This window comes from Mycobacterium sp. (genome assembly GCF_035697385.1).
GTDB lineage: Bacteria > Actinomycetota > Actinomycetes > Mycobacteriales > Mycobacteriaceae > Mycobacterium.
Map to the genome: position 1 here is coordinate 21,382 of NZ_DASSCY010000131.1, position 20,370 is coordinate 41,751.

At 63.7% G+C, this 20,370-nt stretch carries 16 protein-coding genes; 8 read left to right on the top strand and 8 right to left on the bottom strand.

Annotated features, from left to right (window positions below; all coding sequences use genetic code 11):
- Window positions 1-30 precede the first annotated feature (30 nt).
- The gene (locus VFH65_RS11330; RefSeq protein WP_353321512.1) at window positions 31-1,029 is read right to left on the bottom strand and encodes a GNAT family N-acetyltransferase; all 999 of its coding nucleotides are present in this window, start codon (window positions 1,027-1,029) and stop codon (window positions 31-33) included.
- Between the two features lie 638 nt (window positions 1,030-1,667).
- On the opposite strand from VFH65_RS11330, the gene VFH65_RS11335 reads away from it, so the two are divergent.
- A complete protein-coding gene (locus VFH65_RS11335; RefSeq protein ID WP_353321514.1) occupies window positions 1,668-3,404 on the top strand; it encodes an AMP-binding protein in 1,737 nt (578 codons plus the stop codon).
- Window positions 3,405-3,641: 237 nt separating this feature from the next.
- Window positions 3,642-4,151 (top strand): hypothetical protein, encoded by a 510-nt coding sequence (locus VFH65_RS11340; protein WP_353321516.1) that lies wholly within the window; start codon window positions 3,642-3,644, stop codon window positions 4,149-4,151.
- A gap of 3 nt (window positions 4,152-4,154) precedes the next feature.
- Here VFH65_RS11340 and VFH65_RS11345 read toward each other — a convergent pair whose 3' ends face one another.
- Together VFH65_RS11345 and VFH65_RS11350 are read right to left on the bottom strand one after the other, a co-directional pair.
- The gene (locus tag VFH65_RS11345; protein WP_353321517.1) at window positions 4,155-4,874 is read right to left on the bottom strand and encodes a glycosyltransferase; all 720 of its coding nucleotides are present in this window, start codon (window positions 4,872-4,874) and stop codon (window positions 4,155-4,157) included.
- A gap of 57 nt (window positions 4,875-4,931) precedes the next feature.
- Window positions 4,932-5,690, bottom strand: a complete 759-nt coding sequence (locus VFH65_RS11350; RefSeq protein ID WP_353321518.1) for a glycosyltransferase family 2 protein — start codon at window positions 5,688-5,690, stop codon at window positions 4,932-4,934.
- 222 nt (window positions 5,691-5,912) lie between these two features.
- On the opposite strand from VFH65_RS11350, the gene VFH65_RS11355 reads away from it, so the two are divergent.
- The 5 genes from VFH65_RS11355 to VFH65_RS11375 all read left to right on the top strand — a co-directional run bounded on the left by VFH65_RS11355 (window position 5,913) and on the right by VFH65_RS11375 (window position 10,080).
- On the top strand, window positions 5,913-6,512 hold the full coding sequence (locus VFH65_RS11355) for a TylF/MycF/NovP-related O-methyltransferase (RefSeq protein ID WP_353321519.1): 600 nt from the start codon (window positions 5,913-5,915) through the stop codon (window positions 6,510-6,512).
- A 2-nt stretch (window positions 6,513-6,514) separates the two neighbouring features.
- Complete coding sequence (locus tag VFH65_RS11360; protein ID WP_353321521.1) at window positions 6,515-7,495, top strand: hypothetical protein; 981 nt, start codon at window positions 6,515-6,517, stop codon at window positions 7,493-7,495.
- A 118-nt stretch (window positions 7,496-7,613) separates the two neighbouring features.
- Window positions 7,614-8,549: an ATP-binding cassette domain-containing protein gene (locus VFH65_RS11365; protein WP_353321523.1), complete on the top strand. Its 936-nt coding sequence runs from the start codon at window positions 7,614-7,616 to the stop codon at window positions 8,547-8,549.
- Complete coding sequence (locus tag VFH65_RS11370) at window positions 8,546-9,289, top strand: ABC transporter permease (RefSeq protein ID WP_353321524.1); 744 nt, start codon at window positions 8,546-8,548, stop codon at window positions 9,287-9,289. Before VFH65_RS11365 ends, VFH65_RS11370 begins: the two co-directional genes overlap by 4 nt.
- Entirely contained in the window at window positions 9,286-10,080 is a 795-nt protein-coding gene (locus tag VFH65_RS11375; RefSeq protein WP_353321526.1) for an ABC transporter permease, read from the top strand. Before VFH65_RS11370 ends, VFH65_RS11375 begins: the two co-directional genes overlap by 4 nt.
- A gap of 5 nt (window positions 10,081-10,085) precedes the next feature.
- Here the strand turns inward: VFH65_RS11375 and VFH65_RS11380 are convergent, their stop codons facing one another.
- Window positions 10,086-13,241, bottom strand: coding sequence for an RND family transporter (locus VFH65_RS11380; RefSeq protein ID WP_353321527.1), 3,156 nt, complete (start codon window positions 13,239-13,241; stop codon window positions 10,086-10,088).
- 273 nt (window positions 13,242-13,514) lie between these two features.
- Between VFH65_RS11380 and VFH65_RS11385 the strand changes: the two genes are divergently transcribed.
- The gene (locus tag VFH65_RS11385; RefSeq protein ID WP_353321529.1) at window positions 13,515-14,774 is read left to right on the top strand and encodes a glycosyltransferase; all 1,260 of its coding nucleotides are present in this window, start codon (window positions 13,515-13,517) and stop codon (window positions 14,772-14,774) included.
- Here the strand turns inward: VFH65_RS11385 and VFH65_RS11390 are convergent.
- The 4 genes from VFH65_RS11390 to VFH65_RS11405 all read right to left on the bottom strand — a co-directional run bounded on the left by VFH65_RS11390 (window position 14,764) and on the right by VFH65_RS11405 (window position 20,344).
- A complete protein-coding gene (locus VFH65_RS11390; protein WP_353321530.1) occupies window positions 14,764-16,134 on the bottom strand; it encodes a hypothetical protein in 1,371 nt (456 codons plus the stop codon). The genes VFH65_RS11385 and VFH65_RS11390 overlap by 11 nt on opposite strands.
- Window positions 16,134-17,456: a hypothetical protein gene (locus tag VFH65_RS11395; protein ID WP_353321531.1), complete on the bottom strand. Its 1,323-nt coding sequence runs from the start codon at window positions 17,454-17,456 to the stop codon at window positions 16,134-16,136. Before VFH65_RS11395 ends, VFH65_RS11390 begins: the two co-directional genes overlap by 1 nt.
- A 93-nt stretch (window positions 17,457-17,549) precedes the next feature.
- Window positions 17,550-18,905 (bottom strand): hypothetical protein, encoded by a 1,356-nt coding sequence (locus VFH65_RS11400; RefSeq protein ID WP_353321533.1) that lies wholly within the window; start codon window positions 18,903-18,905, stop codon window positions 17,550-17,552.
- On the bottom strand, window positions 18,905-20,344 hold the full coding sequence (locus tag VFH65_RS11405) for a condensation domain-containing protein (protein ID WP_353321534.1): 1,440 nt from the start codon (window positions 20,342-20,344) through the stop codon (window positions 18,905-18,907). The genes VFH65_RS11400 and VFH65_RS11405 overlap by 1 nt, the downstream gene beginning before the upstream one ends.
- Between the last annotated feature and the right edge of the window lie 26 nt (window positions 20,345-20,370).

A 20,370-nucleotide genomic window follows, 5' to 3' on the forward strand; every position in this document is an offset into this window, starting at 1 on the left:
CTCCCGCCGACCGCTTCAATGGCTTTCGCATCAGCCGACTGCCCGCAGGACTTGGCGGGTCACATCGCGGATCTTCGCGGACAGCTCTGGTGAGACGGGCAGCTTGGTGGGTTCAGGGACATCGACGACGGTAGTGACGACGCCAAGGTCATCGCGGTGCCATACCGCGCCGAATCGGTCCAGGATCGCGCGCATCGGGTAATTCTCTGACAGCACCCTCGCCGAGAATCTGCGAATACCGTCGAACCACGCGGCCACCGCGATGGCGTCCATCAGAAACGAGCCCACACCCCTGCCCTGATAGGCGTCGGCGACGATGAACGCGACTTCCGCGGTCGAAGGATCGTTCTCGTCGCGGACGAATCGCGCGTCCGCTACCACCGGCCCATCAGGACCGTCGGTCATCACCCAGACGAAGTGATCGACGTAATCGACCTCGAACAAGTACGTCATCAGGCTCTTCCTGGGAATCCGTACCGACTGGAAACGCCGGTACAACGTCTCACTGGAGAACTCGACCGGGCCGTTCGCGGTGCGTTCGTTGTCCCCCGGCAGTACCGGCCGCAGATACAGCTCGGTGCCGTCAGCCATTCGAACGGGGATCGGCGTGATGAAGGCGGCGAGCCGTTGACGCGCGGTGCGGAGGAGTTTGTCCATCATGTCGGGCACTTCGAGCATGGTGGAGAACGCCTCGCGGCCGCCGACCCAACCGGTCAGCCGTTCGGTGGCGACGACCGTCGCGGTCCGCGGCGCCTGGCGGAGCAGCGCGATTTCGCCGACGATCAGGCCTGGGGTCAGTTCGACGACGGTGTGATGGCCGTCGACTCCGGTGTGCGTGACCTCCGCCTGCCCGGATCCGATGAGCAAGAACGAAACTGCGAGTTCGCCCTGCTGCATGAGCACCTGCCCGGGCGCCGCGGTGAGTGGGCGCAGTTGCGCTGCCAGCGGCACCAGGGCCTCGGTTGAGCAGCCGGCGAATACCTCCAGTGCGGCGAGTTCGTCGGCACGGACAGCAGTCAGGCCGGCCACGCCCCGAGGCTACGGCGTGTTCGTCATGACGGGCAAGGACGCCACGAGCAACGAACGTGGCCGCCAGTGTTTTCCAGCTACCCCGGTCCACGAAGGGCCGTCACGGCGATCCTCCACGGCGCAGACGCGGCGCGCCGGATTCGACGTTCGTCGTGCCTGTCTGCGGAAAGTGCGGCCACCGCCAGCCATCAGAGGCCCGGCGGCAACCCCAGTCTGGTTTGAAATTGACGCTCACGGCAAATAATGTGTGGCGTCGGCAGGCAACGCCGTGAAGCCCGCGCTGTTGCGCAATGCGACGCACGCCTGCCCCCGAGAAGATCGGGACAGCGCCAGGAAAGGCCCAGGCGTTAACCGGCGAATACGTGCTTCAGCTAGCACGAAAACAATTTGCCACAGCGGCTGGGCCTCATATTTACGCAAGAGGAGGAATTTTCAGCAAATCGAATGCATCCGAGCGGACTTCCCATCTACACGTGCGGAGCGCATCATGGGACGTCCCGCCGTAACATCAACTTCGGACGTAAGCGCGCATCGTGGCTCGCTGTTGCCTAAGCTCTAAGCAATTGTCCGCAGGGACAATTAGCAAACGCGCTGCTCGGGGCGCAGAGCCGAGCCGAACAGGAAGGTCGACGTACACGATGTTGGGGTCCTCCATTCCCGCTGTACTGCGCGAGCGCGCCAGTCTCCAGCCGAATGACGCGGCATTTACATTCATCGATTACGAGCACGACGGAACACCTGTTTCCGAAACTCTGACGTGGTCGCACCTGAATCGGCGTGCAGCAAACATTGCGTCCGAACTCAGCGTTTGCGGGGCACCCGGCGATCGGGCCGTCATATTGGCGCCGCAAGGGCTTGACTACATCGCCGCATTCATCGGGTCACTGCAGGCAGGCCTCATCGCGGTGCCACTGTCGGTGCCCCAGGCCGGTGCCCATGACGAGCGGGTCACTTCCGTGCTGCGCGACACCGCGCCCACAGTAATCCTCAGCACGTCATCTGTGTTGGGTGACGTCGCCGAGTACGCCGAGTCGACCGAATCCAAGCCGACGGTTGTTGCGGTCGATTCGCTTGACCAGAGTCCGCGCAAGCGGACCCGCGCCCGCGCCGACTCAGCTCAGGACATCGCCTATCTGCAGTACACCTCTGGATCGACGCGCGAGCCTGCCGGTGTCATGGTCACGAATCGCAACCTGTCGGCCAACTTCGAACAGATCTATGCCGACTTCTTCGTGGACTACGGAAAGGTCGCCCCGCCGGACACCACCGTGGTGTCCTGGCTGCCCTTCTATCACGACATGGGTCTGCTGCTGGGGGTCTGCGTTCCGATTCTGGGCGGACTTCGCACGGTGGTCATGAGCCCGATGTCGTTTCTGCAGAGCCCGGCTCGGTGGATTCAGTTGATGGCGAAACATCCTCACGTGATGAGCGCGGCACCGAACTTCGCGTTCGAGCTGGCGGTGCGCCGAACCACCGACGAGGACATGGCCGGCCTTGATCTTGGCAACGTGCTCGGGCTGTTGAGCGGCAGCGAGCGCGTACACCCCGCGACGCTCCGGCGATTCACCGACCGCTTCGCCCGCTTCGGATTCCGCGAAACGGCGATTCGGCCGTCCTATGGACTCGCAGAGGCGACGGTGTACGTCGCCACCCGCCGCCCCGGCGATCCGCCGGCCATCGTGAACTTCGAATCCGAGAAACTGTCCGCGGGACACGCCAAGCAGTGCTCAACGGCATCCGGGGGCACACCACTTGTCAGCTATGGCAGGCCGGAGTCGAACACCGTGCGGATCGTCGATCCGGACACCCTGACCGAGTGCCCGGCGGGAACGACCGGTGAGATCTGGGTGCACGGCGAGAACGTCGCTGCGGGTTACTGGCAGAAACCGCAGGAGACCGAGCGCACTTTCGGCGGACGGCTCGTCGCGCCTTCGGCGGGCACACCGGAAGAGCCGTGGCTGAGGACGGGCGATCTGGGATTCATCTCCGACAGCGAGCTGTTCATCGTGGGCCGCATCAAGGATCTCTTGATCGTGTACGGCCGCAACCACTACCCCGAGGACATCGAGGCGACGATCCAGGAGATCACGGGCGGCCGGTGCGCGGCGATCTCGCTCTCCGATGCGCGCAGCGAAAAGCTGGTCGCCATCATCGAACTCAAGAAGAAGGGCGATTCCGAAGACGAGGCGTTGGCCAGGTTCAGCGGCATCAAGAGCGACGTCACCTCCGCGATATCCAAGTCGCACGGTCTCAAGGTTTCCGACCTGGTGCTGGTAGCTCCTGGCGCCATCCCGATCACGACGAGCGGCAAGATCCGGCGATCGACGTGTGTCGAGCAGTACCGGCAGGATCAGTTCAGCCGCGTGGACGCCTAGGCATCGAAAAATTCTCGCGGTTACGTGGTCGTTAATTCGGATGAGTTTGCCAGACAGGCCTATTTCGGCACTTTGGTGTGCTGATGCCATGTCGCGGCGAAAGTTATTCATTGCCTACCCGGCGGAGGCTACGTCAAATATTTCGCGAGCCGGTGCAGGGGCCTGCTGGTTCGGCACAAGGAAAAGACATTCACCGCAGTGCGACCTATGATCAATGGGTCTAGACAGGGGAAATTCGTGAGTCTCAAGCAAATTGCCGCCCACGCGGCGGTCACCAGCGCGGCGAGCCTCGTCGGGCTGCTTTTGAGCAGTGCGGTGGCAGCCGCCGATCCGCCCCCGCCGGTGCCGATCGAACCCGGCGTCGTGGATACCGCCGCCGCTGTCGAGCCGCCCCGCGAAGAGGAGCCGGCCCCTGCGGAACCGGTTGCTGCCGAGCCGGCCCCCGTGAACGACAATGCGCCACCGCAGGCGTTGGTTGACCTCGTGGAGACCGCGTATCAGCTACCGCCGCCAGACCTCAGTGCGGTACCTCCCCTTGTGGACGTGAGTGTGCCGGTGGGCTTCGGCCTCGGCCTTCCTGGCATTGGCCTCTCCGCGTTCCCGATCACGGTGGCACCGCCTGGACTTCCACCGCCTCCAGATCTCACCCAGCTGCCGGCGCCACAACTGCCGCCGCCACCGCCGATGCCTCAGTGGCAGCCGACGTTCTGTGGGCCGGGGGTCCCTGGCTTCACTCCGTGCATCTAGGGCTCAGCGGACTTCTTTCCATTCCTTGCTGACCGACTTGTTGAGAAGGAATACCGACGTCGAGTTGGTAAACCATTCCCAGATCAATTTCGGCCAGCCGACCGCATGCGCGCGCCTGCCCGTGTGATAAACGGTGAGGCCGTGTGCGAAACGGGTTCGGCCTACCTTTGACAACCGGCGAAAGAGGTCCATGTCCTCGGCGGCGGCCAGAGTTTCGTCGAATCCGCCGACCTTTCTGAACGCATCGGCGATGATCATTTGAAATTCGCCGCCTGATCCGCCGATGTGGAAGACGTTGTTCTGCAGGCGAAATTGAAGTCCAAGCATCGTGAATACGACCCCGTCGAAGAACGTCCTGGCCTCGGGTGAAACTTTGTAACGCACCGTCAGGGCAAGCAGTCGCTTATGCGCCTCGAACGCCTGCTCCGCCGTCTTGAAGAAATCGTTGATATCGGGAATCACGACGTCCGCGTCGACAAATACGAGGTAGTCCCCGGCAGCAGCGGCCGCGCCCATATTTCTTGCCATCGCTATCGTCTGCCTGGCCGGTTTGTCGTAAACGATGACGTGGTCTGCATATTTTCGGGCGACCTCGATGGTGCCGTCGTGGCTGTTACCGTCCGAAACGATGATTTCGTGCTCGCCGGAGTATGCCGCCAGGCATTGCAGAGTCTGCTCTATTGTCTTTATCTCATTCAGGGTCGGTATGACGAATGAGATCATGACGTGGTCCGTCGAACAATGCTCTTTTCTCAGCTGCGCGACGCGCTTCGCAGGCATCTATCCGCGCCCGCCACCGACGCGCTGCGGTGCGGCTGATGGCAGTCGCAGGATGGTCGACCCCGTGGTCAGCAGTCGCCAATCCTTGAGCCAGTAACGCAACATCCCGTACCGGTAGCGGTACTGAGCGCGTGCCCCGTACAGGCTGAATTGCTTTGCCGTCTTTCGTCCGAAGTGGTTCATGTATGCCATCTCGGTGGCGTAAACCCCGAACCCCGCCACTCTCGCACGAAGGCACAGATCGACGTCCGCGCCCCACGCGAAACGTCCGAATGAGCGTTCGTCGAATCCCCCCACCGCCTGCCACGCCGACCGGGTGATCATCAGGCCGCACGCATCCGAAAACGGCAGCTTGCGCAGTATCGGTTTGGGCCGGTAATCGGCGGCCGGGCCGCGGTAATCGGAGAGGATCCTTTTGTGGCCGCCGATGTCGTCGTACACCGGCACGACAATTCCGGCGTCGTCGGGGATCCGCGGATCGAGGAGGCCGTTGACGAATCCCGGGGACAACCGGGTGTCGTTGTTCAATGTCATCGCATGGCTGTAACCGTTGGCGAATGCGTGACGAAGGATGAAGTTCGAGCCTCCCGCCCAACCCAGGTTTCGGCCGGGGGTGATGACGTGTTCGTCACCGATTCGGGGGTAGTCGCCGCGGTTGTCGATGATAACGAAGTCGGCCTGCTCGCGGCGAAGGTCAGCAATTAACGCGTGCGTATATTTGTGTTGGCCATAGACCGGAATACCAATTAACAGCGTCAATTCGTACCCCCTATAGATTCCCGAGCCCGATGCTAGACGATCCCGGCTCGGTGCTGGGCCCCAATAAGCTCAAATTCACGTCAATAAACACGAACCGTGTTGGACGATGGTTGCCTGCTCAAGAGTACGACACGAGCCGTACAAGGGGAAATGATGAGAGCATGGCGAACCCCGCATCGGGGCAATCACGACTTTGTGGCGTTTGCTCATTACCAGGCAGCAATGCAATCGGCTGACTTCTACACTGAATACCTATTGAATGCGCAGGAGTTCGACGATCACAGCAAATTGCTGGCGCATGCTGTCGGGTTGGCCCCCAGCGACGGCCTCGTCTTGGAGTTCGGTGTGGCGACGGGGCGGACGATCACGATGATCGCCAAGCACTACCGCGGCCAGGTGTTCGGATTCGACTCGTTCAAGGGCCTGCCGGAGTCCTGGTATGGGGACTACCGGCGTGGCACGTTCGCGCGTGATGGCCTGCCGCCGGTACCGGACAACGTCACGCTGGTGACGGGCTGGTTCTCCGACACGCTGCCAAGCTTTCTCGCCGAACATCCAGAGCCCGTGTCGTTTCTGCACGTCGACTCCGACCTCTATTCGTCGGCGGCGCTGGTGCTCACCGAGCTGCGCGACCGCATCGGTCCCGGCACCGTCATCGTGTTCGACGAATACCTCAACTACCCGGGTTGGCAGCGCCACGAGCACCGCGCGTTCGTGGAGTTCATCGAGGCGACCGGCATGCCGTTTCGGTACGACTCGTTTCTTCGCGCGAGCCAGCCGGTATGCGTCGTCATAGAGAACACGGCAGACGGGGGGTGCTGACGATGAAAAAGGTTTTCATCGTCGCGCCAGGCAACGCGGTATCGGGCGGCCCAGAGGTGCTGCATCAACTCGGCGATTGCCTCAACCGGCACGTCCGCAGGGCCTGGATGCTCTACCGCCCATTCGGTAAACCGCACGAAACCCCGGACGAGTACCGGAGATACAACGTCATGCCCGCGCGCCTGCACGACGTCGAGCCCGGCGCCGTGGTGATTCTGCCCGAGGTCTGCGCGTCGCTGGTCGACCGGTTTCCGACGGCGCAGATCTACATCTGGTGGCTGAGCGTCGACTTCTTCTTCGACCAGGCCGCGCATACGCCCCCGCTGGGCATCCTCGGAGCCCGAGCCCTGGTGAAGAACCAGCTCACGACGATGCGGCGACGCGTCGCGTGCCACTTGTATCAGAGCGAGTACGCGCGCCAGTTTCTCGAATCGGCGTCGCTGGGTCCCGCCGTTCACCTCGCGGACTACCTGGCCGAGGAGTACGTCGCTGCGGCAATGCACTCGCACCAGACTCCCCGCGAAAACCTCGTGGCCTTCAACCCGGCCAAGGGGCGCAAGCGGACCAAGGCGATTCTTCGCGCTCTCGACAAGAGCGGGGGGCCCAAACCCCAGATCGTGCCGATTCAGGGAATGACACGGGACCAGGTATGCGATCTGCTGGGACGCGCCAAGCTCTACCTGGATTTCGGCGGGCACCCCGGCAAGGACCGGATTCCGCGCGAAGCGGCCGCGCTGGGCGCGTGCGTGCTGCTCAATCGCCGCGGAAGCGCCGCCAACCCGGTCGACGTTCCCATCTCACCGAATTTCAAGATCGACGACACAGAGCCCGGGTTCGAAAAGCTCGCGGTGGAAAAGATCCACATGCTGATCGAGGACTACGAGCACCAGGCTCCGCAGTTCGACGACTACCGGCATTCGATCGCGATGGAGCCTGCGGCGTTCCTCGATGACGTGCGGTCGGTATTCGGCGACGATCTGTGATAACCCTGTCTGTCGGACATCGTCGTCCCCCTGACCCCGACGGCAATTTCATGAGAGGATGCGGTCAGCAAACTTCCGGCTGAGCGCCCTCCTACTACAAACAGAATTGTGTGAATTCGTGATCGAACTGAATGGCGTTGCTAAGAATTTCGGCGGGTCCGTGACCGCATTGCGGGACGTCAGCTTTTCGGTTCCCACGGGGTCAGTTTGCGCTTTGCTCGGCCATAACGGCGCCGGTAAGACCACAGTCGTCAAAATCCTCTCGACGTTGCTGCGGCCGACCTCTGGCCAAGCGGTGGTAGCCGGATATGACGTGATATCGCAGCCCGAAAAGGTGCGGGCGAGCATTGGGCTCACCGGACAGGAGCCGGCGCTCGATCCGATGCTCACCGGCAGGGAGAACCTGGTGTTGTTCAGCCGGCTGCGCGGTATGCGGCGCAACAGCGCACGACGCCGCGCCGACGAGCTCATCGAACAGTTCGACATGCAGCACGCCGCGGACCGGCGAGTGCACACCTACTCCGGCGGCATGCGACGCCGGATCGATATCGCCGCCGCCCTGGTGGATATGCCGAAAGTGCTGTTCCTCGACGAGCCGACCACCGGGCTGGACCCGCGCAGCCGCCGCGATGTGTGGGCCTTGGTGTCGTCGTTGTCCGCGCAGGACATCACCGTGCTGCTGACCACGCAGTATCTCGAAGAGGCCGACGTCCTCAGCGATTCCATCGTCATCCTCGACGGCGGTCAGGTCATCGCGACGGGAACGGCCGACGACCTGAAACGCCGGATGGGGTTCAGCTACTGCGAGGTGACGCCGGTCAACCCGGCGGACCTGACGCGGATCTTCGCCGAGGTCGCCGACATCGAAGGCGCCGAAATCAGTCATGCGACCAACACCGTGTCGGTGCCGGCCCCCTTGGGTGTCGGCACCCTGACCGAGATCCTTCGCCGGGTCGAGAAGCTCGGCGTCGACCTGCACGACATCTCGCTTCGCAAGCCGTCGCTCGACGAGGTGTTCCTGCACCTCACCCCGTCGTCGAAAATCACCGTATGACGGCGCTGGTTGCTCTCACCGAGCGCACGGTGCTCGCCTCGGTGCGCGACAGGGACTTGCTGTTCGCGGTTCTGGCGCCGGTGGTCACCTTCGTCGGCTTCACCATGGTGCTGCAGAACGTCATCGACACGGGTGGCATGAGCTACGCGCAATATGTCCTGCCCGCCGTGGTGGTCCAGTCGATGCTCTTGGGTGCGCTGACCACCGCGGAGCGGGCCGCGAGCGACCAGCGTGCCGGCTGGGGTGTGCGGCTTCGCACCTTCCCGATATCGGCGGGCGTCCCGCTGATGGCTCGCATGCTCTACTGCCTCATTCGCGGCGCTCTGGCTTTGGTCGCCGCCATCACAGTCGCCTACGTCTTCGGCTTCAGGATGACCGGGGGCCTCGTCTACGCGGCGGCTTTCGTCGTGATCGCGCTGCTGTTGACGTTGGCGCTGTCGCTTGGCGCCGATGCCACCGGGTCTTTCGGCTGGAAGATGGACGCGGCCGGTCAGCTGCTCCTGATCCCCCAACTGCTACTGGTCCTGCTGTCCACCGGGATGGCGCCGGCGACGGCGTTCCCCGACTGGCTGGAGCCGTTCGTGCTCTACCAGCCCGTGTCACAGGTGACCGAAACACTGCGCGGATTCGCCGTAGGTCACGTCCTCGGCGGCAATCTGGCGGCCAGCCTCGCGTGGTGTGTCGGCTTGCTGGTGGTGTTCGGTGTGATCGCGATGCGCATGCAGCGGCGGACGCAATGACCACCACCACACAGCCGCGCACCTCCCTGGTCGTCGAAAGCCTGTTGTTCGCGGGACGTCACGTAAAGCGCTGGCGGACAGAGCCTTTGATACCGATCCAGAGCGTGGTGTTTCCGACGCTGCTGCTGATCATCTATTACCTGCTCATCGGCGAGTCCATGGTGACCATCACCGGCACCGACAACCTGGACGGCTTGGTGCCGATGTGCGCCTTGGCGGGTGGCATGTTCGGCGCGCTCGGCGCGGGTTTCGCCGTTCCCTACGAACGTGCAAGTGGTCTGCTCAGCCGGTTGTGGACGTTCCCCGTGCACCGTTCCAGCGCGCTGGTCGGCAGGCTGCTCGCCGAGGCCGCACGGACGCTGGTGGCAGCCGCGCTGATCACAGCTGTCGGCGTTGCGCTCGGGCTTCGGTTCGAGGGCGGCTGGATCGCGGTGATTCCGTTCCTGCTCGTGCCGGTGCTGGTGGTCGCCGTCTTCGCCACCGTCGTGCTGACCGTCGCACTCGCGGCCGGGCACGAGGTCAACGCCATGTTCACCTGGTTGGCGACGGGGTCCATCGGTTTGGTGTTCGCCAGCGCCGGCGTTGCCCCCGTCGAGATGTTCCCGGCGTGGCTTCAGCCGGTGATCCAATTCCAACCGATGTCACCGGCCATCGAATCGATGCGGGCACTCGCCGCAGGCGATTCCGCGATCTGGCCGTTGACGCTCACCTTTGCGTGGGCATTGGCTTTCGCTGCCGTGTTCGGGCCGCTGTCGATCCGAAACTACCGTCGCGCAGCCGAATCCGGATAACTGGACTACGCGCCCCAGCAGCCGAGGAGCCGGTCCTCGTACTCGTCTCGGCCCGACACCCCCACGAGGCTTGGCTCCTTGGCGGTAGGTTCGTCTGCCGCGTCAGTGCTGCCTTCGTCAGAATCCTGCGGCCGCCTGACGGCGGGTTCTTCCTTGTCGAAGTTCAGTTTCGCCGGCCACCAGTTCGCGTTTCCGAGCAGCACGGCGATGGCCGGCACGGTGATGGTGCGCACCAGGAAGGTGTCGAGCAGCAGACCCACGCCGATGACGAAACCGATCTGCACGGCGCCGACGATGCTGGAGAAGGTCAGGCCGAACATCGAAGCGGCGAAGATCAGACCGGCCGACGTGATGACGCCGCCCGTCGCGCCGATGGTCCGGATGACCCCGGTGCGAACTCCGCGCTCTGCCTCGTCGCGGATTCGCGAGATGAGTAGCAGGTTGTAGTCGGCGCCGACGGCCACCAGCACCAGGAACGTCATTCCCGGTACGCTCCAGGCGATCTCCTGCTTGAGGATGAATTGGAAGAAGACGACTCCGATTCCCAGCGCCGACAGGTAGGACAGGATGACCGATCCGACCAAGTAGATCGGCGCGATGAGCGAGCGCAACAACACGACGAGAATCAGGAACACGACGAGCAGCGTGACGATGATGATGAACTGGACGTCGGCGTCGTAATAGTTGCGGATGTCGTTCTGCACTGACGAGAACCCGACCATCGAGATCTTCGCGTCGGCCAACGTCGTGTTCGGCCGCGCACTTTCGGCGGTCTTGATGATGTCCTTGACCTGATCCATCGAGTCGGTGCCGAACGGGTTCAATGCGGTCTGCACGAGATACCGCGCCGTGTGACCGTCCGGGGAGACGAAAAGCGTTGCCGCCTTTTTGAACTCGTCCTGGGTGAGGATCTGCGGAGGGACATAGAAACCCGACATCGGCGGGTTGGCCGCATCCTTCCTCATCGCCAGCAGGAACGCTGATGCCTGGTCCAGGCCGCCGCCCATGGTCCGCGTTTGATCGACCAGCAGCTGAACGCCCTCGGCGAGCTGGCGGCTCGAATCGGCAAGCAGGTTCGCGCCTTCCTGCGCGGTGGTGAGCTGCTGTTCGATTCCGCCCGGTTGGTCCAGTCCCATCTTGCGCGCGGCCTCGATCGCGTCATTCATCGTGCGACCGAGATCGCGCACCGACTCGTCGAGGGTGTCGGTTCCCTCGGTGGCCTGCAGCTCACGACCGAGTTCGGCGATCTTGCCGAGGGTGCCGTCGTTGTATGCCGTGATGATGCGTTGCAGATCGTTGCGCGACGACACGCATGCCGGGTCGAAGTTGCACACCGGACTGACGTTGAGCGCGTTGACCATTGGCGTCGCCCACACATAGACGTCGGTGATCCGGACCAGGTTGACGCCCATCGCGTCTCCGACCGAACGCATGTTCTTGACCAACGTGGCGGTCTTGTCGATCTCGTCGAGTGTCTTGGTTCCGCCGTATTTGTCGTGCATCTGCTGCAGGGCGGTTGCCAGCGGACGCACGGTGATCATGCCCTGCAGGACAGTGTCGCGAAGCTGGTCGAGGGTGTCGGCGAGTTTATGGGCTCCACCGGACAGCATGTCGAGGTTTCCGTGGTTGTCGGCGATGAGTTTAGACGCGTCACCGAGCTTCGAGCCGACTTCACCTGCCTGGTAAGTGGCTTTGGCTTGCTCGAGCACTTCGCCGGTGGGCCGGGTGATACCGCGCACCATCGCGATGTCGGGCAGCGTGCTCACCCGCTGCGCCATCTGCTCCATATCGGCGAGCGCCTTGGGCGTGCGAAGGTCACCCGGCGACTGGATGAGGATGAACTGCTGGACGGTGCTGCTGACCGGGAAGTGCTTGTCCAGCGCCGCGTAACCCATGTTGCTCTCGGCGTCGGCAGGCAGATTCTTGCGGTCGTCGTAGTTGAACTTGATCAACGCGGTACAGCCTGCCAGCGCGAGCAGGATCACCAGGCTGACGGCCAGGTGCACGACGGGCCTGCGGACGATATGCACCCCCGACTTCCGCCACCAGCGGCCTGTCATGTCCTTGCGGGGCTTGACCCAGCCACGCCGTCCGGCGAGCACGATCAGCGCGGGCAGCAGCGTGACGGACGCGGCGAAGCCGACACCGACGGTGACCGAAAGCGCCGGGCCGACCGTGGAGAAGACACCCAGGTTGGTGAACGCCAGGCCGAAGAACGCGATCGCAACTGTTCCCGCCGATCCCGCGATCACCTTGCCGATCGATCCAAGGGCCTCGACCAGCGCGTCGTCGGAACCCAGGCCCTCACGGATGCATTCGTGGTAGCGGCTGAACAGGAAGATGGCGTAGTCGACGCCCGCGCCCATCATCATCGCGGTCATCAACATGAAGGTCTGCGGCCCCAGACCGAGCACCCCGATGTCGCCGAGGCCGGCCACCACCTGCTGGGCCACTACCAGCGCGACGCCGATCATCAGCATCGGCAGGATCATCGCGACCAGGTTGCGGTACACCAGGATCAGAATGGTGAGCACTATCGCCACGGTGGCGATCTCGATGACGAGTTGGTCGCGCGCGCCGATCTTGTTGAGGTCGTCGAACGTTGCTGCCGGGCCGATGACGTTGGCCGTCAGGGAACTGTTGGCCGTCGCGTCTTTGACGACTTCGACGAAGTTTCGGTAAGCCTCCTGGCCGTCGCCTGCACCCATCGTGCCCTGCAGGCTGACCGGCAACTGCCAGGCCTTCTTGTCCTCACTCGTCATCACCTGCTTCAGCTCGGGGATGGCGATGAAGTCCTGGGTGGAGAGCACATTCGTGGTGTCGGCCTTGAGGCGTTCCACCAGCACCCGGTAGGTGTCTTCGTCCTGCGGGGTCAGCCCGTTGTCGTTGGTCAGGATGACGACGGCGGCGTTCCCGGCGCCTGCCTCGTCGAAGGCGGCCTGCATATCGTTGGCGGCGGTCAGCACCGCGGAGTCGGCAGGCAGCAATCCGGGGGGATTCTTCTGGGCCACCTCCATCAATGGAGGGATGGTCAAGAACAGCGTGGCGGCAAGAACCACCCACGCGGCAATCATCAGAAGAGGGTGGCGAACGATCAACCGGCCCAGCGCCGGAAAACCCGCCTCCTTGAACGCACCGGTGGATATGGCGCGCATCAACATCTCAATCAGGCTACACGGCCGTGGCAGCGAACGAGAACCTTACAAGTTTGCTCGATCCAGGCAGGCGGAACCATTTAATTCTTGAGGATGCGCTGTGGTTGCCGGAGCCCGCATCGGGGTTATCTGTGCTCTAATCGGGGCGTGCTCATGACGACGTCGAACAGCAATCTCCGCAGACGGCCGCAATTGCGGATTCGGGGCGACTTTGCGTTTAGCGTTTGCTGCATATCGCCGTTGATGCGTTCTGCCTCGTAGAGCTCGTTGAGTCAGCCGATGAAATTTGCTGTGGCCGTCCATGGAACCCGTGGCGATATCGAACCCTGTGCCGCCGTCGGGCTGGAGCTGCGCAGCCGGGGCCACGATGTGAGTCTGGCCGTGCCTCCGAATCTTGTTTCGTTCGTCGAGACGGCCGGCCTTGCGCCTGCCGTTTCCTATGGGGTGGATTCACAGCAGCAGCTGGACGCCGATGTGTTCCGCAAGTACTGGAAGATCCGGAATCCCGTCAACATCCTGCGCGAACTCAGGGAGTACATCACCCAGGGGTGGGCGGATATGAGCACGACACTGACGGAAATGGCCGACGGTGCTGACTTGATCCTGACCGGCACGACCTACCAAGAGGTGGCCGCCAACGTCGCTGAGTACTACGGCATTCCGCTGGCTGCCTTGCATTACTTCCCTGCGCGCGCGAACACCCAAGTGCTTCCTTTTCCACTGCCGTCTGCGTTGGTCCGGTCCGGGTGGACGGTGGCCGAGTGGGTGCACTGGCGGGCGTTGAAGGAGGCCGAGGACGCGCAACGACGTGAGCTGGGCCTCCCAAAAGCAACGGTGCGCGCGGTGCGGCGCATCGTCGAGGGCGGAGCGCTGGAGATACAGGCGTACGACGAAGTGTTCTTCCCGGGCCTTGTCAAGGAGTGGGGTCCCGCTCGGCCGTTGGTCGGCACGATGACGCTGGAGTTGGGGACGGATACCGACAACGACGTCGCGTCATGGATTGCGGCTGGTAAGTCACCGATTTACTTCGGGTTTGGCAGCATGCCGGTCCAGTCCCCCGCCGCCGCGCTGGCCATGATCACAGAAGTCTGCGCGGACCTAGGTGAGCGGGCGCTGATCTGCACCGGCGTCGCCGATCTCGGCGAAGCGCCGCCCGCCGAGCACGTCAAGCTCGTGCGGACGGTGAATCATGCGGCGGTCTTTCCCGTATGCCGGGCAGTGGTTCACCACGGCGGCGCCGGAACGACGGCTGCCGGGGTGCGCGCCGGCGTGCCGACGTTGGTCCTGTGGGTCGGAGCCGACCAGCCGTTCTGGGGCACTCAGATCGAACGACTGAAAGTCGGTAAGTCACTGCGTTTTTCGCGGGTCACCCGGGAGTCGCTGCTCGTCGCGCTTCGGTCAGTCCTTGAACCGCAGTACGCCGACCGTGCCCGCGAAGTCGCGGCGCTGTTGACGAAACCCGCCGCCAGCGTCTCGGCGGCAGCGGACCTCCTCGAAGACGCCGTTCGCCGCCGCGTCAGCCGTGCCTCTATTCGATGAAACCGGTCAGGTTGAAGTCCGCGAGCGTGTCCGAAACCTTTTGCAGCAGAACCTGTCTCGAATTCTGCGCACCGGGCGTATAAGCGCGGAAGCTGATATACAACTTTCCGCAGACCCGCCCTGACGTCATGTACAGCTCCCCGGATGCGAGCTCAGGGCTGTTTGCTGTGAGGTTTTGCTCGACCATTCTTATGGTGAAGAAATCGGCCTGAGTGCCGTCGACGTGGGTAGTCGTCTTCTCGATATCACCGAAATTGGAACAACCGACGGGGAGGTCAGCGGCGTTCAGCGCCGCCAACGGCAGTTTTCTGACGACCACCGTCGGCACAAACGGAGTCAGCGGGAAGACCAATTCCTGTTCGGAGAATTTGCCCAATCCCGCAATGATGGTTTGCTTGAAATCGTTACGGATTGTGCGCAGATCCGACGTCACCGGCCGGGGGTCGACCGTGAAATCGATGCCCTTCAATGCATTCGCGCGCAAATCGTTCTCGGTGCGGTCGTTGACGGGGTACGACAAGGTGACCAATTTATCGCTCGCACGAAGCCTGCCGAACTTCTCGGCGAGTTTTGCCGCGAATCCAGCGAGCAGCGCGTTGCTTGTCCCCCCGAGACGCTCTGCACACCCATCCCAATCGGCCAGATCGATATAGACCGTCGCGGTGGGAACATCTACAGGCCGGTCGGGGCCGCGGCGCACCTTCGGCTCCGAGCCTCGTTCGCTCGGCCGGGAGCGGGTGGGGCGGTTCTGCACGGCAAGCTTCGCCATGCCGCCGAGCGCGCGAGCGATTTCTCCCAGCCCGCGAACGGTTTGACGGGTGTCCTCGACCAGGGCCTGTCGCCGGGGCCGCGAGCGCGGCTGCGGAAAACCGAAATCCCGCCGAACGTCGTTGACCGCATCCGTCACGGCAAGACACAGCCCGACCCCGTCGATCACGGTGTGCGAGGCCACCAGGGTGACCGCGGTGCCATAACCCTCGATCGGAAGAACACCGAGGTGCCAGGTCGGGCCGAACTCTGGATGAACGGGTATCCGTCCGCGTTCGTCGAACCAGTGCGCCACGGCTTCGCGCGAACTCGCCGGCTCGGCGAAATCGATGCCCGGTGCCTCATGACATGAAACCCAGCGGTGGCGCCCGAACGGCAACGGAGAGCGCTCGACCCGGCGTCCCAACAGTGCCTTGGCGAGGTTGTCGTGCACGCGGCGCAGCCCGTCGACGTCGAGTTCGCGCCGATACACCCAGGTGGCTTGAATTCCGTGGACGTGGCCGCTGGCCCGCACCCACAGGAACGAGGCCTGGTCCATGAACGCAAGGGTGTTATCAACCGGGGCGACGGGCCGCAGGACCGGCGTGACCATCAGATGATCTCTCCGGTGAGGTCGAACTCGGTCAGCGTCTGTGCGGTCAGCTCACGCAACCGGGCCTTCGAATTCTGCGCGCCCGCCTGGTAGCCAACGATGGAGATCGAGATCTTGCCGCCGATGCGCCCGGCCACCACGACGAGTTGGCCGCCCGCCCGCTCGATATCGGCCCGACGGACGTTCTGGTCGACGCCTCGCATGATCACGTACTCGGCGTCGGTGCCGTCGGGACGACCGACCGCCGGATGGATGTCGCCCAGGTTGGAACACGAAACGGGAAGTTCGGCACCGGATCCCAAGAACTCCTCAACCACACGCTTGAGGCCCCGCTTGGGCACGAACGGAACCAGCGGAAGCAGTTTCAAGGTCTCGTCGGGGGCCTCTCGCGCCGCCTTCAGCGCATGCCGCACGGTGATGCGGGCGTCGGCCAGATCCGTTGTCACCGGGGCGGGGTCGAGGCTGACCGGCGCGAAAATCATCGCGTTCGCCCGCGTATCGTCCAGGCTGGTGCGGTCGTTGAGAGCGATGATCAACGTCACCGAGCCGTCGGGACCTCGGCGCCCCAGATGCTCGCCGAGTTTCGCCGCGAACCCGGCCAGCAGCGAATAGCTGGTCCCATTAAGGGAATTCGCGCGGGTGTCCCATTCCGCCAGATCGACGAAGGCCGTGACGGCGGGCACCACGATGTAGGAGTCACCGTCGCCCGCGGTGATGACGGGCGAGCTCGGCGTGCTCGAAGCGGTCATCTCCTTGCGGGCGCGCAAACCGAGCTTGGCCGCGGCCACCACCGTCCTGGCCGTCTCTGGTGCGCCGCGCAGGGTATCCCGTAGGTCGGTCCATGCGCCGTGAAACCGCTTGCGGGACCGCGGCATCGGGTAACCGATTTCGCGCTTGGTTTCGTGAACCGCCTCGACGACCGAAAGCAGCGCCGCAACACCGTCACCCAAATGGTGCGAGCCCACCAACGTGACCGCGGTCGCCCCGTCGGTAAGCGGCTGCACACCGAGGTGCCAACCGGGTCCCCACTCCGGGTCGACCGGAATCTGCGCTCGTTCGTCGGCCCAGTCGCTGGCCTCCGAGCGTGGGCGTGGCCGCTCGGCGATGTCGATCTCAGCGGCGGGTCCCAACGATGAGACCCAGCGAGGCCGGCCGAATGGCAGCGGCGACCGTTCGATCCGCCGCCCGACCAACCCGTAGCCGAAATTGTCGTGAAAACGCCGCAGCCCGTCCAAGTCGACGGGATGTTCGTAAATCCACAGCATCTGCATGAGTTGCCCGCGCCCCGTCGCACGCAACAGATGAAGCCCCGCTTGATCCATGAAGGGCAGCCGATTGTCCAGCTGCGCATCCGTTTTGGACAAAGAAGGTTTCGACCGCTGGCGGTTGGGACGAATCTGAATGGCCATCTGCTGCTACTCGATTACTCCGGTGAGCCCGAACTCGGCAAGGGTGCGGGCCGCCAGGTCACGCAACTGGGGCTTCGTGTTCTCTGTACCGGGCTGATAAGCGACGACGGTGAGGGAGATCTTGCCGCCGATGCGTCCTGCCAGCACGGTGAGCATGCCGCCTCGTTGCTCGAGGAACCGGCGCGTGACGTGCCGGTCGACTCCACGCAGCATCACGTATTCGGCGTCCGTGCCGTCCACACGTGCCATCACCGGGTCGACCTCGCCGAGATTGGAGCAGGACACGGGCAGATCCTCGAAGCCGAACACCACTCCGGCGCCGCGTTTTACCGCGACCTTCGGGATGAACGGCGTGAGCGGGAGAAGCTGCAACGTCTCGTCGGGCGAGTCCCGCAGCGCCGACAGCGCCCGCTTGATCTCGGCTCGGGCGCCGGACAGATCCGTCGTCACCGGTGTCGGGTCGATGGTGACCGTGGCAATCGACGCTGCATTCGCCAGCGTGTCGTCCGGCTCGCGATCACTGATGGGGACGTGCAGACTGACGGCCCCGTCGCCGGCGCGGCGGCGTCCGATCCGTTCGGCGAGCTTCGCGGCGAAACCGGCGACCAGCGAGTAGCTCGTTCCACCAAGCGAATTCGCGCAGGCATCCCACGCGTCGAGGTCGACGTAGATCGTGGTCGCAGGTGCGACCACATGACGATCGCCTCCGGCTCCCGGAGTCGATAAGGATTGCGATGATTTTGATCGCGTGAATTCATGGCGGCGACGAAACGCCTGCCGCGCCCCCGCGGCAAGCGTGCGGCCCACCTCTGGAAGGCCCTGCACGGTCTCGCGTAGATCGGAACCAACGGCCTGCAGTCGAGTGCGGGAACGAGGCGGCGGATAGCCGAGATCGCGCCTATTGCCTTTGACCGCATCAACGATCGTCTGCAGCGCACCGAGGCCGTCGGACAGACAGTGTGACAGCACCAGGCTGACCGCGGTCGAACCATCGGTCATCGGCAGCACGCCGAGATTCCAGCCCGGCCCCCACTCCGGATCGATTGGCAGCTGGGCACGTTCGTCGACCCAGTCGCTGAGTTCGGCCCGCGGACGGGCACTCGGCGCAACATCGAGCTCGGTCGCTGGACCCAAGGACGAAACCCAGCGGTGCCGGCCGAAAGGCAGAGGCGACCGCTCGATCCGCCTACCGAACAACCCGTAGCCGAAATTGTGGTGAAAACGCCTCAGCCCGTCGAAGTCGACGGCGTGCTCGTACACCCACACGGCCTGCATGACGAGCTCCTGGCCAGTGGCGCGCTGGCCGAGGAACAACAGTTGGTCGGTGAACGAGAGCCGATTGTCGGGACGTGCTGGTGCCATCAGGCCGATCTCAGGTCGACGCCAACCAGATCGGCCGCCATCTCCCCGCGACCCTCGGCGACGCGGACGAATACGGCCTTCATCGCGTCGATGTAGCGGGTGACCGATTCGGCGGCGATCGGGTTGTTCGGGAACGCCACCGTCACCCAGGTGCCGGTACCGAACCTGTTGACCCACATGCCGATTTGATGCGCCGCTCCAAGCTCGCTGTAGATCTTGCCGTTCATCCCGTTCCACTCGGCGACCACAGCCGGAGAAAACGGCGCAAGCGTCGCGTCCATGTAGGAGATCATCGGCACGCCAGGGTCGGGCTCTCGCAGGCCAGTCTCCGACGGCGCCAACTCCAGTACCCGATCGAACGGCACGTGCGCGAGGTCCATGCCCGAGTCGAAGGAAGCTTGCGCTTTGCGGGCCGTGTCAGCGAAAGAGGTTGGGGTGACGCCGAGGGTGATCGGGACAGTGCCGGTGAACCAGCCCGTTGTCATCATCTCCGCGTGGGTGCTGCGGGTACTGGTCGGAGTGATCACGCTGTACGTGTCGGCTCCGGTCAGTTGATGCTCCGCCATGGCGGCCGCCGCGAACACTCCACCGAGGAAACGCGAACCCGCGTCGGTGCAGGCGGATTCGAAGCGGTTCGATTGTTCTTCGTCCATCAGCTGGACGGTGAGCAGATCACCTTCACACGGCACAGACGGATCGCCAAGCGGCAGTGGGAATTGCGGCAGGGTCCCGTTGTTGCCTTGGGCGAACGTGATCCACTTCTGCACCTGTGGTGACTCCACCGTCAGCGCCGAGGTGAACTTGCGCTGCCGGACACAGTAATCGTCGTAGCTTCCGGCCTCGGGCAGCTTGATGGGCGCTCCACCCCCGGCCACAGCGGCGTACATCATGTGGATCTCGACGAACGCCAAACCCATGAACATCGCGTCGACGTGCAGATGGTCGACGCTCATGAAGAAGGTGAAGTGGTCGGCGCGCTGAATGATGCCGAAGCGGAAGCAATCCCATTGCAGCGGAGCGGGAGTGGCCAGGATGTGCTCGCGCCACTCCTCGGATGTCTTCTCACCGTGCTTGGTCGCGGCGAACTTGATGTCGTGGGGGTTGGCCAGCGTCCGCCGGACGACGCGGTCGCTGTCATCGAACTCGAACCAGCTGCGATACGTGTCGTGGCGACGGAGATAGGCGTTGATCACGTACGTCATCGCCCGAATATCGCAGCGCCCGGCGATGTTCCAGGTAGGGATGGTCAACCGCGCCATCTCCGTGCCGCGGGCGGCATGCTCGCGGTAGCTCCGCAGATGCTGGGCCTGCTGATAGCTGGCAGGCACGTCCGATACCGGTGCGTCCTTCGCTTTCGCCAAGGTCGCCGGTGACGGGCTCCACGAAATCAGTTCACCTGGGGCATCCACCCATTCATGGATTCCTTCTAGTGCGAACACTACTTTCCCCTTTAGTCCAGTCCCGT